The organism is Mesorhizobium sp. M1329 (assembly GCF_040318035.1).
GTDB lineage: Bacteria > Pseudomonadota > Alphaproteobacteria > Rhizobiales > Rhizobiaceae > Mesorhizobium.
The window spans coordinates 1-16,058 of the sequence record NZ_JAMYLN010000032.1 but is presented as its reverse complement, the minus strand read 5'-3'; the positions used below and the strand labels follow the sequence as shown (position 1 = coordinate 16,058).

Sequence of the window (16,058 nt, the reverse complement as noted above, 5' to 3'; positions counted from 1 at the left end):
GCCGTGCCAAACAGGGTCGAACGGAGTTGTGCAGGTGACCGGCGAATTGGCCAAACGCAGTTATGTGGTCGGGCAGACCGAGATTGCCGCCCGGCCGCTCGAGCCGGCGCTCTATCTGGTGGCGACGCCGATCGGCAATCTTGCCGACATCACACTTCGCGCACTGGAAACGCTCGCCGCCGCCGATATCGTCGCCTGCGAGGACACACGTGTTTCGCGCGTGCTGCTCGACCGCTACGGCATCCGCCGCCGCACCACCGCCTACCACGAGCACAATGCCGGCGAGGCCGGGCCGAAGCTGATCGCAGCACTCCTGGCCGGGCAGAGCGTGGCGCTGATCTCGGATGCCGGCACGCCGCTCATCTCCGACCCCGGCTACCGGCTGGTCGGCGAGGCGCTGGAACGCGGCATTCGTGTCGTGCCGATCCCCGGCCCATCAGCAGCACTTGCCGCTTTGACGGCATCCGGCCTGCCTTCGGATGCCTTTCTGTTTGCCGGCTTCCTGCCGGTGAAGACCGGGCAGCGGCTGACGCGGCTGGAAGCGTTGAAGGCGGTGCCGGCAACGTTGATCTTCTTCGAATCACCGCGCCGGCTGGCCGAGACGCTCAATGCCATGGTCGAGGCACTGGGCGGTGTCCGCAAGGCGGCGATCGGCCGCGAGCTGACCAAGACTTTCGAGGAGATGCGGACCGGCACCCTGCAGTCGCTTGCCAGCCACTACGCCGCCGCAGACACGCCGAAAGGCGAAATCGTTATTTGCGTCGGCCCGGCCGATGCGGTCGCTGATGAGCCTGAAGACATCGACCGGCTTCTGCTTTCGCTGGCCGCCGAGATGCCGGCCTCCAAGGCAGCGGCGGAAGCCGCCAAGATGACGGGTGGCCAGAAGCAGGCGCTCTACCGGCGGCTGCTCGACCTCAAGAATGCCGGAAGAGATGGAGCCGGCGGAGACGGCGATGGCTGAACGGCCGAGCGCCAGCCGGCAAAAGGCCTACCGGCGCGGCCATCACGGTGAATGGCTGGCGGCAGCGGCGCTGATGCTGAAGGGCTATCGGATTTTGGCCCGCCGCCACCGCACCAGGTTCGGCGAGATCGACCTGATCGCGCGGCGCGGCGATCTGGTACTGATCGTCGAGGTCAAGGCGCGCCGCACGCTGATGGAGGCAATGGAAGCAGTCGGCCGCGAATCGGAGCGCCGCATCGAAGGTGCCGCCGATTTCTGGCTGTCGCGCCAATCCGACTACGGAAAATTATCGGTGCGCTTCGACATGGTGGCGGTGCTGCCGTGGCGCTGGCCGGTGCATGTCGAGAACGTTTTCTACGGGCGGAGCTAGGCTATTCCCGAAGTGGGGCCGGTTTTGCTGCGATCTCCGGTTCAGATCATGTTGCCTGTCGTCTCGTCGATGGGAACAAGGAAGTCGTGCCGTTTGCTGACCTTCGATGCGCCGCGCAAAGCGGACGTCCGGCAGGAGGCGTTCGGGGTTTTTCGTCGGCAGCCCTCGATCATGTGCCGGCGCTCACCTGCGTTCGCTCAATTGTTCAGTTTGTCTACCTGACTGGAACAAAAGCGTTCCGGCGTTGTTCTCCAATCGTCCTGATGTTCGACGGGCTGGTTCAAATGCCGGCCAGGGCAGTCCTCGTGGCAGCTATGCGAGGACAAGGGATGGCGAGGCAAATGGATCCTGACGATCTCAACCCGGAACGGATCGTCACCGTGTTCGGCGGAACCGGCTTTCTCGGGCGAAGGATCGTGAAGCGGCTCCTGGAAAGGGGTTTCACGGTCCGTGCCGTATCTCGCCATCCGGCTCGCGTGGCGCTGGTCTTTTCCCCGATTACAAGGATGCCCGAAGCAGTCGAGGCGGATATATTGGATACATCCTCGATCGGGTCGGCCATTACCGGATCACAGGTGATCGTGAATGCCGTCAGTCTTTACGTCGAGCAGGGCGTCCAGACCTTTGAACGCGTCCATGTGAAAGCCGCGGCCGATCTCGCTGCCGCGTCGCGCAACGGCGGGGTCGACCAGTTCGTCCAGATTTCAGGGATCGGCTCCGATCCTCAATCGGATTCGAATTACATAAGGGCACGTGGGCGCGGAGAAGTTGCCGTGGAAAGCGCATTTCCCGGCGCTTTCATTGTGCGTCCCGCCGTCATGACAGGACCTGACGACGCTTTCCTCACGACCATTGTGAGGATGATACGCCTCCTGCCGGTCTATCCGCTGTTCGGCGACGGGGGCACACGGCTTCAGCCGGTCTATGTGGCAGACGTCGCGGAAGCAGTGAGCCGGCTGATCGACGGCCGAAGCCACAAGGGTTCAACCACATTCGAATTCGGTGGCCCGCGTATCTATACCTATAAGGAACTGCTTCGGGAGATCGCCCGACAGCTCGATACGCACGTCAAGCTGATGCCGGTGCCGTTTGCGGTATGGAACGCCTTGGCTGGCGTGGCGGAACTCCTCCCGGCCGCCCCCATAACGCGTAACCAGATCGATCTTATGCGTCAGGACAATGTGGCAGCAATCGACGCGCCGGGCCTGAAGGAACTCGACATCGAGCCGCGGGATATCGACGAGGTGATCCGCACGATCGAACAGCGCCGTGGCGCAGGCTCGCGCTCGTCTCCGCCTTAGGACGGCCTCCTGATCCTGGCGGGAACCTATCGCCGCGCGACAGGTTGGTCGAGCTTGAAGCCAGTGAAAGAAGGAAAAGGACTATGGCCAGATGCGATCAATGCGGGAATGACTACGACAAGGCTTTCAAAGTGACGATGGCCGAGGAGACCTACACATTCGACAGCTTCGAATGCGCGGTCCAGAAACTTGCTCCAATATGTCCGCACTGCGCATGCCGGATCATCGGACATGGCGTCGAACAGGATGACATCATCTACTGCTGCGCACATTGCGCCGCGGAGGAAGGTGCGAACGCGCTAACCGATCGCGCGCCTTGACGCACCTCCTTTGGCGTCTCCAGGGCGAGCATTTCCGAATGACTGCGCCGGCTCACCCCATATGGCCGGTGCTGCCAGCCCAACGACGACCAGCCGAGGTCAAGGCCGCCGCAGGCTGATGGAGGCAATGGATGCAGTCGGCTGCGAATCGAAGCGCCGTATCGAAGGTGCCGGCGATTTCTGGCTGTCGCACCAATCGGACTACAGAAAATTGTCGGTGCGTTTCGACAAAGGCAGCGTGCGTCGTCTTGATCGCGCCAGAGCTGTCATGTTCAACAACCTGCGCTCGACGGATTCGGTTAGACGTCGTTCCGTGGCAAGTCGGCTCCCGCTTGGACAAGCCGCTCCACGACGGCGGCCGCCTCCTCTGGAATGGCCGGTATGGTGCCCGACTTCCGCGTCGATCCGAAATCAAGGCCGGCGAAAAAGAGACCTGGAACAGCGCCAACGCCATCCTCGTGGACGGGCTGGCCGACTGCATCAAGCGCGCCGGCAAGCCGAACCCATGAGAAATCGCCGGTGAAGCCCGTGCACCAGATCACTGATCTGATGCCGCTCGCCGTCCAGTCGAGGGAGCGGATCGGCGGATCGGGCAAGCGCGGTTCAATCGTCTCGCCTGGATCGTCCTCGGCCAGTGGCGCATCGAGGCCGGCGCGCTCTATGTACTCGTCAACCAGGCGCTTGGCATCTGCCGAAACCTCGTCGGCAAATCGCATATGGTCGTCGAGCTCGTCGCCGAAGACGAGGTTGCCGTTCTCCACACCCCTGAAGCGGCCGAGCAGCACCACGCCCTGCGCGCTCAGCGATTGCAGGCTGATCGTGTGGGTCGCGCCGACCAGCGCGCGGGCCTGCAGCTTGCCGGAGGGAAGGACGAGTTCCTTGCGCGGGACGTCGAGAAAACCGGACAGCGTCAACCATTTAAGTATGTTGCCCCCGCGGTAGCGCCGCACCCAACGGCCGTTGCGGCTGGTCGCCAAAAAGACCACACGTCCGGCCAGCGCCAGATCCTCGGCGATCTGGCCGCCCGACTGGCCACTGCCGACCACCAGCACCGCGCCACTCTCGAACTCGGCCGGGTTGCGATAAGCCGAGGAATCGACTTGGCGAATTGCGGTTGGCAAATCAGTCGACCCCGGTGGCCGGACCTGCCGGTTTTGATCGCCAGTAGCGATCACCACATTGCGCGCCAGAAATGCCCTGTCCGTCGTGGTGATGCGAAAGATCCCATCGTCTCTCGTCAGCTCTTGCACCGGAGTTTGGGTGCTTACCGGCAGGCGGTGCCGCTCGGCATAGCCTTCGAGATACGCGACAAACTCGCGGTGGGTTATCGCGCCCCAGGGCTCGGGCCCCTCGTAGGAATCACCGGGTAAGATGGAGCGAATGGTGGGCGAATTCAGTCGAAACGAGTTCCACCGCTGCGTTCGCCACGTCTCGCCGATCCGGCCTCGATCGAGCACGCGGTGGTCGCGGCCCTGCCGTTTCAAGAAATAGCTGACGCCGAGCCCCGCCGGACCGGCGCCAATAACGAGGGCGTCAAGAACTTCGCTCATGCTTTCCCCCTGCCAACCATACGTCCACAAGATCGTATGGCTCGGCGTGGGGCAAGAATAGAGTTCCGGCTGGGATTGCGCTATCCGCGCCGGCTCACCCCCAGATTACCAGCCCCGTCAGGCCGACGATGCCGACGACCAGCCGCCACCAGCCGAACAGCGCATAGCCATGGCGCGAGACGTAGTCGAGCAGGAACCGCACGACGATTAGCGCGGTGACGAAGGCGGCGACGAAGCCGACGGCGATGATGGGCAGGTCGGCGCTGCTCAGCACATTGCGGTTCTTGAACAGGTCGAAGGCGAAGGCGCCGACCATCGTCGGGATGGCAAGGAAGAAGGAGAATTCCGCCGCCGCCCGCTTGTCGACGCCGAGCAGCAGCGCGCCGACGATCGTCGAGCCCGAGCGCGACGTGCCGGGGATCAGCGACAAGCACTGAAACAGCCCGATCTGCAGATAAAGCCTGGTCGGGAACCGCTCGACATCGTGGTAATACGGCTTCGGCTTCATGCGATCGACCAGCAGCAGGATGACGCCGCCGATGATCAGCATGATGCAGATCAGCCGCGGTGATTCGAACAGCACCGTCTTGATGAAATCATGCGCCAGCGCGCCTATGATTGCCGCCGGCAGGAATGCGATAAGGATGCCAAGGACGAAATGCCGCGTCAGCCGGTCATAGGGCAGCTCGAGCAGCATTTTCCAGAGACGGCGGAAGTAGACGCTGAGGATCGCCAATATGGCGCCGAGCTGGATCAGGATTTCGAAGGCCTTGCCGGTCGAATGAAAGCCGAGGAAATGGCCGGCGAGCAGGATATGACCGGTCGAAGACACCGGAATAAACTCGGTCAGGCCCTCGAGCATGCCGAGCAGCAGCGCTTCAACGACAGTCTGGCTTTCCATGGCAACCTCGGCGTTGGAGGGAGGGCTTGAGAAAACGGCTTGCTTGTCACGGCGCGGAAGTCCCCCTATAGGTCGCAGCACCCTGACAGCCCCTGAATCGGGCGGCCAAGACTTACCGGCGCAGCCGGCGATTTGCCAGTGCGCTCTATTATCGCGGGACCATGCTGACGCTTTTCCACCATCCGATGTTCGCCAGCTGCCGCTTCGTCCGCCTCGCCTTTGGCGAGTATGGCGAGGAACTGGCGCTGATCGAAGAGAAGCCGTGGACGCGGCGCAAGGAGTTCCTGGCGCTAAACCCGGCCGGCACGCTTCCGATCCTGCTTGCCGAAGGCGACGTGCCGATCGTCGGCGCAGTAGTCATTGCCGAATATCTCGACGAGACGCGCGGCGTACTCAAGCGCGACAAGCGGCTGTTCGCCGAGGATCCGATGGAGCGCGCCGAAATCCGCCGGCTGACCGACTGGTACCTCAACAAGGCGGAAAGCGAGGTTACCCGGCATCTGGTGCGCGAACGCGTCCTGAAGCCGGTCATGCCGGAAACGGCCGGCGGCGGCTCGCCCGATTCGGCGGCGATCCGCGCCGCCCGCGCCAATATCCGCCAGCACATGAAATACACCAACTGGCTGGCCGGCACCCGTCATTGGCTGGCCGGCAACAAGGTCACCTATGCCGATCTCGCGGCGGCGGCGGCACTATCGGTGCTCGACTATCTCGGCGAGATCGACTGGCGCGAACACAGCGCTGCGCGCGAATGGTATACAAGGGTGAAATCACGGCCTTCGTTCCGGCCGCTTCTGTCCGACCGGGTGCGTGGCCTGTCGCCGGTGTCACATTATGCGGACCTCGATTTCTGATACGGCAAAGCTGCGCGCGCTGATCGACCGCGAGGCGCGGAATGCCGGCTTCGACGCCGTTGCCGTCACCACGCCCGATGCGATTCCGCAGGCGCCGGAACGGCTGGCCGAATTCGTTGCCGACGGCTTTCACGGCTCGATGGGCTGGATTGCCGAAACGCTCGAGCGGCGAGGCAACCCGACGACGCTTTGGCCAGAGGTCCGCTCGATCATCGTGCTGGCGATGAATTACGGCCCCGACCACGACCCACGCGATATCCTGAGAAAGCGCGACCGCGGCGCGATCTCGGCCTATGCGCAGAACCGCGACTACCATGATGTGATGAAAGGCCGGCTGAAGGAGATCGCCGGCAAGATCGTGGCGCGCGCCGGCGGTGACGTGAAAGTGTTCGTCGACACCGCGCCGGTGATGGAAAAGCCGCTGGCCGAGGCGGCCGGCCTCGGCTGGCAAGGCAAGCACACCAACCTGGTCAGCCGCGCGCATGGTTCCTGGCTGTTCCTCGGCACTATCTTCACGACGGCCGAACTGGTGCCGGACGCGCCTGAGGACGATCATTGCGGCTCCTGCCGGGCCTGTCTCGATGCCTGCCCGACGGACGCCTTTCCGGCGCCTTACCGGCTCGATGCGCGGCGCTGCATTTCATACCTCACTATCGAGAACAAAGGACCGATCCCACATGAGTTCCGGGAAAAGATCGGCAACCGTATCTATGGCTGCGACGACTGCCTGGCCGCCTGCCCGTGGAACAAGTTCGCCCAAGCCGCTTCGGAGGCAAAGCTTGCCGCCCGCGCGGACTTGCGCGAACCGCCGCTCGCCGAGCTGCTGCGCCTCGACGACGCTGCCTTCCGCGTGCTTTTTTCGGGCTCGCCGGTCAAGCGCATCGGCCGCGCCCGTTTTATACGCAACGTGCTGATCGCCGCCGGCAATTCTCAGGATTTGTCGCTTGCCGGCGCCGTCCGCGCGCTGCTCGACGACGCCTCGCCCCTGGTTCGCGGAGCTGCGGTATGGGCGTTGTCGCGGCTGGTTCCGGGTCGGGAGTTTGCCGAACGTGCCGCAGCCGCGTTGCAAGCAGAAGATGACGAGGCGGTGAGAGGCGAATGGCTTCTGGCCCTGCCAATGCCGATCGAGGCGCATACATGACCAAAAAGCAGATTTTCATCTTCGGCGCTGGTTATTCGGGCAAGGCCTTCGCCCGCGCCAACAGGGATGCCGATACAACGATCTTCGGTACAACACGGTCGCTGGAAAAATTCGCGACGCTGCGGCAAGCCGGTATCGTGCCGCTGCGTTTCGATGGCACGCTGACCTCCGAAATCGGCGATGCGCTTGGGAAGACAACCCATCTCGTCGTCTCGGTCGCGCCGGACGAGACCGGCGACCCGGTGCTGGGCGCGGCACGCGCGGTGATGGTGGCCAACATGCCGGAGCTCAAATGGATCGCCTATCTCTCCACCGTCGGCGTCTATGGCGACCATAGCGGCAATTGGGTGGACGAGGCCGCCGAATGCCGGCCAGTGTCGAAGCGATCAGTGATGAGGGTTGCCGCCGAGCAGTATTGGCTGAGACTGGGCCACGACACCGGCCGGCCGGTGGCGATCCTGCGGCTTTCCGGCATTTATGGGCCAGGCCGCAACGCCCTGGTCAATCTGGAAAACGGCACCGCCCGGCGACTGGTCAAGCCGGGCCAGGTGTTCAACCGCATCCATTGCGACGATATTGCCGGCGCTCTCTGGCATCTCGCCGAAGGCAATCGCGGCGGCGTCTTCAACGTCACCGACGACCTGCCGGCGCCGCCGCAGGACGTCGTCGCCTATGCCGCCCGATTGATGGGCATCGAGCCGCCGCCCGAAATTCCGTTCGAGACCGCCCAACTTTCGCCCATGGCGCGGTCCTTCTATGGCGAGAACAAGCGTGTCGCCAACGCGGCGATCAAGGCGGCCGGCTATGGCTTTCGCTTCCCCGACTACCGCTCGGCGCTCGACGCCATGTGGGCGAGTGGCGGCTGGCGCGACGGCGAGGCGCGCAGCCCGATGAAACGGTCATGATCGATACGTAGCGCGGGCCGTGGTATGATGCGGTTCAAATCGCGGAGGGGTCCAGCTTGGGGAAGACGTTAACGCGAGCCTTGCGGGGAAAAACACTGCTGCTGACGGCAGCACTGGCCGTCGCCGGCTTGACGCTTGCCGCGCAGACGGCGAGCGCCGAGCAACGGGCAAAGGACCTGTTCGGCGCCAAAAAGCTGCCGGCACTCGCAGCAGCGCAATCGATCGGCTTTTATTCCAAAGGCTGTTTTTCCGGCGGCGTCGCCCTGCCCATGGACGGCCGGCACTGGGAGGTGATGCGACCGTCACGCAACCGCCGCTGGGGCCATCCGGCAATGATCGCGCTAATCGAGAAACTATCACGCGATGCTGCGGCCGACGGCTGGCCGGGCCTGCTGATCGGCGACATCTCGCAACCGCGCGGCGGACCGATGCTGACCGGCCATGCCTCGCACCAGATCGGCCTCGACGCCGACATCTGGCTGACGCCGATGCCCGACCGCAAGCTTTCTACCGAAGAGCGCGAAAACATCAGCGCTACCTTGATGGTCGATGAAAAAACCCACCTGGTGAAGGACGGGCTGTGGACGCCGATGCATACGCGGCTGTTGAGGCGCGCCGCGAGCTATCCCGAAGTAGAGCGCATCCTGGTCAATCCAGGGATCAAGAAGAAGCTCTGCGATACGGTCAAAGGCGACCGCAGCTGGTTGCGCAAGGTCAGGCCGTTCTGGGGCCACGATTACCACTTCCATATTCGCATCGGCTGCCAGCCTCGGTCACCCGACTGCAAGGCGCAGGAAGCGACGGCGCCGGGCGATGGCTGCGACCAGGCGCTGGCCTGGTGGTTCACCGAGGAGCCGTGGCGCCCCAACAAGAATCCGGACAAGCCGAAGGCACGCGACGTGATGACGATGGCGAACCTGCCCAGGCAATGCCAGTTCGTGCTCGACGCGCCGGCTCCGGCCTCGGCGGAAGCAGTCACCTACTATGGCGACGGCGTACCGATCGCGGCCGCACCTGCTCCCGCGGCAGAGCCTTCGCCACCGCCGACGGTCGCAGCCGGCGCGGCAGCGCTTCCAGCCTCGGCGAGCGCCTTTGTGGCGACCCCCGAGATCGGCATTCCGCTGCCGCGGCCACGACCGGGGCACTGATGCGAACAGCGTGTTCGCTGTCTGCATCCGTGCATCTCCACTTCGAAAACCGATTTCCCTTTTTGCGGTCATGCGCTAGTCAACGAGAGACCGGCGATACGCGTCGGGAGCGGACGAGAGCATGCCAGGCGTAAGCGACGACGACACTCTGTTGCGATTTCCGATCCTGATCGGCGACATAGGCGGCACCAATGCGCGCTTCTCGATCGTGCTCGACGCGAATTCCGAAGCCGGCGAGCCGACGATCGTGCAGACCGCCAACTTCAATACGATCGACGAGGCGATCCAGTCGGCCGTGCTCGACCGCTCGTCGGTCCGGCCGAATTCAGCTGTGCTGGCGGTAGCCGGTCCTGTCGAAAGCGACGAGATCCCGCTTACCAATTGCCCATGGATCGTCAAGCCGAGACAGATGTTCGCCAGTCTCGGTCTCAGCGACGTCGTGGTGCTCAACGACTTCGAGGCACAGGCGCTGGCTGTCGTCGCGCTCGGCGAAGAGCATATGGAGCAGATCGGCGGCGACGCGCCGGAACCGAATTCCGGGCGGGTAGTGCTCGGCCCGGGAACCGGGCTCGGCGTCGCCGGGCTGGTTTATGCGCTGCATCACTGGATACCGGTGCCCGGCGAGGGCGGCCATATGGATATCGGCCCGCGCTCGCCGCGCGATTTCCAGGTGTTTCCGCATATCGAGAAGCTCGAGGGCCGCATCTCCGGCGAACAGATCCTGTCAGGGCGCGGCCTGGTCAATGCCTACCGGGCGGTGGCCAAGGCGGACGGCAAGCCGTCGCCCTTCACCACGCCCGCCGAGGTCACCGCCGCGGCGCTGGCAAAGAACGATCCGGTGGCCGAAGAGGCGCTGTCGATCTTCGTCACCTGCCTGGGGCGCACCGCCGGCGACCTCGCTCTGGTGTTCATGAGCCGCGGCGGCGTGTTTCTCACCGGCGGCATCGCGCAAAAAATCCTGCCGGCGCTGCGCACCGGCAGTTTCCGCGCCGCCTTCGAGGATAAGGCGCCGCACAGCGCCCTGATGCGCAGCATGCCGGTCTACGTCATCACCCATCCGCTGGCGGCGCTTTTAGGGCTGGCCGCCTATGCCAGAAATCCGTCGCTGTTCGGCGTGCAGACGGCGGGGCGGCGCTGGCGGGTCTAGGACATAAGCTGCGCCGCGACGAAGTTTCGCCGTCCCCGGCCATAGGCAAGCCGCCATTGGGGCGTTAAGAGGTTGCCGAATTGCAGCCCGGCCGAACCGAAACCACAAAGCGCTCCAACTTTGACAATTCCAGCACCAACCAAAGGGAAAGTCCGTCCCAGCGAGATCGTGGCAGTGATCCGCCGCATCATCGCCGAGAACAGCCGCGATTATCGCTGGTACTATGCTCTTGCCGTGCTGTGCCTGGTGACGATCGCGGCAACGACCGCCTTCACAGCCTGGATCATGAAGGATGTCATCGATCAGATATTCTACCAACAGCGCGGCGATCTTATCGCGCTGATCAGCGTGTCGATCCTGGCCGCCTTCATGCTGCGCGGGCTGGCCAGCTACGGCCAGGCAGTGACGCTGGCCAAAATCGGCAACAATCTGGTGGCGCGCTATCAACGCCGCATCTTCGACCACCTGATGAAGCTCGGCGTCAGCTTCTTCAACGACACCCGCTCGGGCCGGCTCGCCGCACAGATCAACGAGAACGTCAACGGCATCCGCGATCTCCTGTCGATGACGCTGACATCGCTGGCGCGCGATGCCGTATCGCTTGTCGCGCTGGTCGGCGTCATGATCTGGCAGGACCCGATGCTCTCGGCGATGTCGCTGCTGATCGGCCCGCCTTTGATCTACAGTGTCACCTATCTGATGCGCCGGGTGCGTCGCATCACCCGTGAATCGGTGCAGATCAACTCGCGGCTGATCGGCGCCATGCAGGAAGCGACGCAAGGCATCGCTATCGTCAAGGCCTTCACCCTGGAAGACGAACTGTCGCGCCGCATCGGCGGCCTCGTCGCGGGCGCCGAGCAGCGGGCAAACAAGATCGCCCGCGTCTCGGAACGGCTGACGCCGATCTCCGAAATGCTGGCCGGCTTCGCCGTCGCCGGCGTCATCGCCTATTCTGGCTACCGGGCGACCGTCGGCGGCCAGCCGCCGGGCGCGGTGTTTGCCTTCATCACCGCCCTGCTGCTTGCCTATGACCCGGCCAGGCGACTGGCGCGTATGCAGGTCGGCATGGAGAAGTCGCTGGTCAATGCGCGCATGATCTACGAGCTTCTCGACCTCGAGCCGCAGCAGGGTGACGTGCCGGGAGCCGCCGAGGCAAAATTCACCTTTGGCGAAGTGCGCTTCAACAATGTGTCCTTCCGCTATGTCGAAGAGGCGCCGGTCCTCCAGGACCTGAGCTTTGTCGCCGCCGCCGGCAAGGTGACCGCGATCGTCGGCGCCGCGGGCGCCGGCAACACGACTCTGGTTGCGCTGCTGCAGCGCTTCTACGACGTCGAGTCGGGCAGCATCGAAATCGACGGCCAGGACATTTCAAAGATCACCAAGCATTCGCTGCGCGGCTCGATCGCCTATGTTTCGCAGCAGCCCTATCTGTTCGAAGGCACCATCCGCGACAACATCCGCTACGGGCGACTGAGCGCGACCGACGCCGAGATTGAACGCGCCGCGCAACAGGCCGCGGCAGACGATTTCATCCGCCAGCAGCCGCAAGGCTACGACACGCCCGTCGGCGAGAACGGCGTGACGCTGTCGGGCGGCCAGCGCCAGCGCGTATCGATTGCACGCGCTATCGTGCGGCAGGCGCCGATCCTGCTGCTCGATGAAGCCACCTCGGCGCTCGACAACGAGGCCGAGGCCCGCGTCCAGGAAGCGCTGACCCATGTCATGGAAGGGCGCACCACCATCGTCATCGCGCACCGGCTGTCGACGGTGGTCAATGCCGACCATATCATCGTGCTGGAGCAGGGCCGGCTGGTCGAACAGGGTACGCATGCCTCGCTGATGGCCGACCCGCGCAGCGTCTATGCGCGGTTCCACCGGGTGCAAGGCAGGAAAGGGCTGGGGCTTGTCGATGACGCCAAGCCAATCCAGACTGCGGCGCAAAATGGTCGCGCGAAAAAGGCGGCCGGGAGACATTCATGAGTGACACGCCGACCGCCAACATCAATGAAACGGAGGAAATGGGCCTGGTGGTGGTGGGTGCGGCCGGCCGTATGGGCCAGGCGCTGATCCGCGCCATCCACACGATACCGGGCGCGCGTGTCGCCGGCGCGATCGAGCGGGCCGGTTCGCCCCATATCGGCAAGGATGCCGGCGAGCTGGCCGGCGTCGGCAGGCTCGAGGTGGCGATCGGCGACGATCCGCTGCCGGCCTTCGCCAAGGCCGACGGCGTGCTCGATTTCACCACGCCGGCAGCGACGGTCGAATTCGCCGGCTATGCCGCGCAGGCGCGCATCGCCCATATCATCGGCACCACCGGCTGCTCGGCCGAAGACAATGCCAAGATCGCGGCGGCGGCGCGGCACGCGACGATCGTCAAGTCAGGCAATATGAGCCTCGGCGTCAATCTGCTGGCGGTGCTGGTTGAGCAGGCCGCGCGCGCGCTCGACGCCGACGATTTCGACATCGAGATCCTGGAAATGCACCACCGGCACAAGGTCGATGCGCCGTCGGGCACTGCGCTGCTGCTCGGCGAAGCCGCCGCTGCCGGGCGCGGCGTAGCACTTGCCGGCAACGATGTTCGCGTGCGCGACGGCCACACCGGCGTGCGCAAGAGCGGCTCGATCGGTTTCGCCAGCTTGCGTGGCGGCTCGGTGGTCGGCGACCACAGTGTGGTGCTGGCCGGTACCGGCGAGCGCATCACGCTTGCCCATCATGCCGAGGACCGAGCGATCTTTGCCCGTGGCGCGGTCAAGGCAGCCCTGTGGGCGCGCGGCCGCAAGCCGGGCCTCTATTCGATGCGGGACGTACTCGGCCTGACAATCTGATCAACAGAATTGGCTGATCCACAAGATTTGATCCACAAAATTTGAAGGAGCAAATATGTCGAGAACTCTCGTGCTCGTGCGCCACGGCCAGAGCGAATGGAACCTGAAGAACCTTTTTACCGGCTGGCGCGACGTCGACCTGACCGAATTGGGCCATGCCGAGGCCAAGCAAGCCGGCGCCAAGCTCAGGGCGCGCGGCATGAAATTCGATATCGCCTTCACGTCGTCGCTGATCCGGGCGCAGAAGACCTGCCAGCATATTCTCGACGCCGTCGGCCAGAGCGACCTCGAGACCATTCGCGACCAGGCGCTGAACGAGCGCGACTATGGCGATCTCTCCGGCCTCAACAAGGATGATGCGCGCAAGAAATGGGGCGAGGAGCAGGTGCATATATGGCGCCGCTCCTACGACGTGGCGCCGCCCGGCGGGGAAAGCCTGAAGGATACCGGCGCGCGCGTCTGGCCCTATTACCTGCACGATCTGCAGCCGTATGTGCTGCGCGGCGGCACCGTGCTGGTGGCGGCGCACGGCAATTCGCTGCGCGCGCTGATCATGGCGCTGGACGGCAAATCGGGCGAGGAGATCGTCAAGCTCGAACTCGGCACCGGCGTGCCGGTCATCTACACGCTCAACGCCGATTCCACGGTGGCATCGAAGGAAGTGCTGGAGGGCTGAAGCGGAGAAGCAACGCGGCTTTCAAAAAAGCGCGTTGACACTCATCCCTCGCCCGCTTAATGAGCGCGCACCAGCCCAGATGGCGGAATTGGTAGACGCGCACGGTTCAGGTCCGTGTTCCGCAAGGAGTGGAGGTTCGAGTCCTCTTCTGGGCACCATCAACCCTTTAACTGGTTGGTGCAGCTGAAAAGTCAGCAAAATTATAGGCTTAGGGCTACCCGAGTGCTACACACAGGTGTTACACATGGTCCTAGCTATGAGCCGTCCTGTCAAACACCGTAAGACCGGCGTATACTGGTTTCGCAAGCGCGTACCAGCCGACATCGCTGCGTTGACTGGCCGCCGAGAGGTCAACAAGACCCTTGGAACGAAAGACCCCGAAGAGGCTAAGCGAAAATATGCAGAGGTCCTTGCGGAATTTGAGCGCGAGTGGGCTCAACTTCGGCTCGGAAATCATTCGGTCAATGGAAGCAGCATAGGTCGTCTTGCCGCTGCTGGTGTAGATGCGCTCGCACCGCGCCTCATCACGGACCGGGAGGCACACGTCTTTGCCGCGGCGGTGCACGATGAGTGGCTTGCAAAATTCTATGACAATCCGAGTGAACAGCTCCACTGGCACACCGAACTGTACGAGGGCATGTGGAAAAAGTACCCGTTGCCGTCAACCGATCCCGTTGCAGGAGTGGAAGGCATCGCTGATCCCATTCCGGGGACTATGCCGATCGAGAATGTCTTTTGGAAGTCGATGCGGGCCGGATGCGTAAGCAGGGCGGAGGACATCCTCGATAAGAATGGCTTCAGTGACGATCCATGGAGCATTCAAAAAACTGCACGTGCGGTAGGTGCTGCTCTCCAGAGAGCTAGCTTGACGCTGCAAAGGCTTGAACGCGGGGAGTTTGAGCCAAGCGCGGAGCCCGGGTGGCTTCAGGGTTTGGCAGATACTCAGCCAGCCGTCAGTCGCTCGCCTAACACGGCGGCTGCAAAGGAGAGCTCCGACGCAGCGACTTTGACGGGGCTCGTGGACGGTTGGTGGAAGGAAAGCAAAGCAGCGGGCAAAAAACCGAGCACATATGAAAGCTACAGGGACTCTTTTGCCTATCTCGTTCGATTTCTCGAGCACAACGAGGCATCGAAAGTTACGAGCAAGGACGTGATCGCGTTCAAAGACCACCGACTGAGCACACCGTCGCCGAAAACGGGAAAGATGGTTTCCGCCAAGACGGTTAAGGATAGCAATCTCTCGGCTCTGAAAGTCGTCTTCGGCTGGGGGGTCGCCAACGGACTCGTCGCTCACAACCCGGCTGTCGGTGTGACCTTAAAGGTCGGAAAACCTGCTCGCCATCGATCGAAGGGCTTTTCTGATGAAGAGGCCAAAACGATCCTTTCTGGCGCGCTATCTCATCAGCGAGGGCGGGAGAATCCGAAGACATTTGCGGCCAAGCGTTGGATACCATGGTTGTGCGCATTCACCGGAGCTCGCGTCGGCGAACTAGCCCAGTTACGAAAACAGGATGTGTCGTTACGTGGCGACGTCTGGGTAATTCGGATCACCCCTGAAGCTGGAACGGTCAAAACCAATGAAGCCCGGGAGGTCCCTCTTCACCAGCAGGTGATCGACCTAGGATTCCCTGCTTTTGTACAAAAGGCGGCAAGCGGCCACCTCTTTTTAAATGTCGACCCGTCTGAAAACGTCCGAGGGGCTTTGCGTGGCTTGAAAAATCGGCTCGCTGAGTTCGGGCGCACCTTTGTGTCAGATCCGAATGTTGCTCCCAACCACGGTTGGCGTCATCGCTTCAAAACAATTGGCATGGAAGCCGGAATCCCTCCCCGCATTTTAGATGCGATCCAGGGTCAGGCAGCCAGGACGGTTGCCGATGACCTTGCCCCTCTGATCTAATCCGGTTTGAAGTTCGTTCTGGCCATCGAGAGGACCAGGACATGAAACGCAGCCGCTTCTCT

15 protein-coding genes and 1 tRNA gene are annotated in these 16,058 nt (G+C 63.2%); 14 read left to right on the top strand and 2 right to left on the bottom strand.

Annotated elements, in window-relative coordinates:
• The first annotated feature begins 34 nt into the window (after positions 1 to 34).
• The 4 genes from rsmI to NKH21_RS32865 all read left to right on the top strand — a co-directional run bounded on the left by rsmI (position 35) and on the right by NKH21_RS32865 (position 2,952).
• Positions 35 to 961 (top strand): 16S rRNA (cytidine(1402)-2'-O)-methyltransferase, encoded by a 927-nt coding sequence (gene rsmI / locus NKH21_RS26035; RefSeq protein WP_352665196.1) that lies wholly within the window; start codon positions 35 to 37, stop codon positions 959 to 961.
• A complete protein-coding gene (locus NKH21_RS26030) occupies positions 954 to 1,331 on the top strand; it encodes a YraN family protein (RefSeq protein ID WP_352469370.1) in 378 nt (125 codons plus the stop codon). The genes rsmI and NKH21_RS26030 overlap by 8 nt, the downstream gene beginning before the upstream one ends.
• Complete coding sequence (locus NKH21_RS26025) at positions 1,283 to 2,632, top strand: complex I NDUFA9 subunit family protein (protein ID WP_352868379.1); 1,350 nt, start codon at positions 1,283 to 1,285, stop codon at positions 2,630 to 2,632. Before NKH21_RS26030 ends, NKH21_RS26025 begins: the two co-directional genes overlap by 49 nt.
• 83 nt (positions 2,633 to 2,715) lie before the next feature.
• Complete coding sequence (locus tag NKH21_RS32865) at positions 2,716 to 2,952, top strand: metallothionein (RefSeq protein WP_502903396.1); 237 nt, start codon at positions 2,716 to 2,718, stop codon at positions 2,950 to 2,952.
• Between the two features lie 299 nt (positions 2,953 to 3,251).
• Here the strand turns inward: NKH21_RS32865 and NKH21_RS26020 are convergent, their stop codons facing one another.
• Together NKH21_RS26020 and NKH21_RS26015 are read right to left on the bottom strand one after the other, a co-directional pair.
• Positions 3,252 to 4,502, bottom strand: coding sequence for a flavin-containing monooxygenase (locus NKH21_RS26020; RefSeq protein WP_352868376.1), 1,251 nt, complete (start codon positions 4,500 to 4,502; stop codon positions 3,252 to 3,254).
• Positions 4,503 to 4,596: 94 nt separating this feature from the next.
• A complete protein-coding gene (locus tag NKH21_RS26015) occupies positions 4,597 to 5,403 on the bottom strand; it encodes an undecaprenyl-diphosphate phosphatase (RefSeq protein WP_352868373.1) in 807 nt (268 codons plus the stop codon).
• 161 nt (positions 5,404 to 5,564) lie between these two features.
• Here NKH21_RS26015 and NKH21_RS26010 point away from each other — a divergent pair, with 161 nt between their 5' ends.
• From NKH21_RS26010 to NKH21_RS25965, 10 genes are all read left to right on the top strand, one after another.
• Entirely contained in the window at positions 5,565 to 6,257 is a 693-nt protein-coding gene (locus NKH21_RS26010) for a glutathione S-transferase family protein (RefSeq protein ID WP_023678968.1), read from the top strand.
• Entirely contained in the window at positions 6,238 to 7,398 is a 1,161-nt protein-coding gene (gene queG / locus NKH21_RS26005) for a tRNA epoxyqueuosine(34) reductase QueG (RefSeq protein ID WP_352868370.1), read from the top strand. Before NKH21_RS26010 ends, queG begins: the two co-directional genes overlap by 20 nt.
• Complete coding sequence (locus NKH21_RS26000) at positions 7,395 to 8,303, top strand: SDR family oxidoreductase (RefSeq protein ID WP_352868368.1); 909 nt, start codon at positions 7,395 to 7,397, stop codon at positions 8,301 to 8,303. The genes queG and NKH21_RS26000 overlap by 4 nt, the downstream gene beginning before the upstream one ends.
• A 56-nt stretch (positions 8,304 to 8,359) precedes the next feature.
• Positions 8,360 to 9,451 (top strand): penicillin-insensitive murein endopeptidase, encoded by a 1,092-nt coding sequence (gene mepA, locus NKH21_RS25995; RefSeq protein WP_352868366.1) that lies wholly within the window; start codon positions 8,360 to 8,362, stop codon positions 9,449 to 9,451.
• 121 nt (positions 9,452 to 9,572) lie between these two features.
• The gene (locus NKH21_RS25990) at positions 9,573 to 10,598 is read left to right on the top strand and encodes a glucokinase (RefSeq protein ID WP_352868363.1); all 1,026 of its coding nucleotides are present in this window, start codon (positions 9,573 to 9,575) and stop codon (positions 10,596 to 10,598) included.
• Between the two features lie 120 nt (positions 10,599 to 10,718).
• Positions 10,719 to 12,578: an ABC transporter ATP-binding protein gene (locus NKH21_RS25985; RefSeq protein WP_352868361.1), complete on the top strand. Its 1,860-nt coding sequence runs from the start codon at positions 10,719 to 10,721 to the stop codon at positions 12,576 to 12,578.
• A complete protein-coding gene (gene dapB, locus NKH21_RS25980; RefSeq protein ID WP_502903395.1) occupies positions 12,575 to 13,423 on the top strand; it encodes a 4-hydroxy-tetrahydrodipicolinate reductase in 849 nt (282 codons plus the stop codon). The genes NKH21_RS25985 and dapB overlap by 4 nt, the downstream gene beginning before the upstream one ends.
• Positions 13,424 to 13,478: 55 nt before the next feature.
• Positions 13,479 to 14,099, top strand: coding sequence for a 2,3-bisphosphoglycerate-dependent phosphoglycerate mutase (locus tag NKH21_RS25975; RefSeq protein WP_352665208.1), 621 nt, complete (start codon positions 13,479 to 13,481; stop codon positions 14,097 to 14,099).
• A gap of 73 nt (positions 14,100 to 14,172) precedes the next feature.
• Positions 14,173 to 14,257 (top strand) — tRNA-Leu (locus NKH21_RS25970).
• 98 nt (positions 14,258 to 14,355) lie between these two features.
• A complete protein-coding gene (locus NKH21_RS25965; protein ID WP_352868358.1) occupies positions 14,356 to 15,996 on the top strand; it encodes a DUF6538 domain-containing protein in 1,641 nt (546 codons plus the stop codon).
• Positions 15,997 to 16,058 lie beyond the last annotated feature (62 nt).

Bases quoted from the DNA above. Each gene is read 5' to 3' on its own strand.
- NKH21_RS26030 (WP_352469370.1), top strand. From the start codon at position 954: ATGGCTGAACGGCCGAGCGCCAGCCGGCAAAAGGCCTACCGGCGCGGC.
- NKH21_RS32865 (WP_502903396.1), top strand. From the start codon at position 2,716: ATGGCCAGATGCGATCAATGCGGGAATGACTACGACAAGGCTTTCAAA.
- NKH21_RS26020 (WP_352868376.1), bottom strand. From the start codon at position 4,502: ATGAGCGAAGTTCTTGACGCCCTCGTTATTGGCGCCGGTCCGGCGGGG.
- NKH21_RS26015 (WP_352868373.1), bottom strand. From the start codon at position 5,403: ATGGAAAGCCAGACTGTCGTTGAAGCGCTGCTGCTCGGCATGCTCGAG.
- NKH21_RS26010 (WP_023678968.1), top strand. From the start codon at position 5,565: ATGCTGACGCTTTTCCACCATCCGATGTTCGCCAGCTGCCGCTTCGTC.
- queG (WP_352868370.1), top strand. From the start codon at position 6,238: ATGCGGACCTCGATTTCTGATACGGCAAAGCTGCGCGCGCTGATCGAC.
- NKH21_RS26000 (WP_352868368.1), top strand. From the start codon at position 7,395: ATGACCAAAAAGCAGATTTTCATCTTCGGCGCTGGTTATTCGGGCAAG.
- NKH21_RS25990 (WP_352868363.1), top strand. From the start codon at position 9,573: ATGCCAGGCGTAAGCGACGACGACACTCTGTTGCGATTTCCGATCCTG.
- dapB (WP_502903395.1), top strand. From the start codon at position 12,575: ATGAGTGACACGCCGACCGCCAACATCAATGAAACGGAGGAAATGGGC.
- NKH21_RS25975 (WP_352665208.1), top strand. From the start codon at position 13,479: ATGTCGAGAACTCTCGTGCTCGTGCGCCACGGCCAGAGCGAATGGAAC.
- NKH21_RS25965 (WP_352868358.1), top strand. From the start codon at position 14,356: ATGAGCCGTCCTGTCAAACACCGTAAGACCGGCGTATACTGGTTTCGC.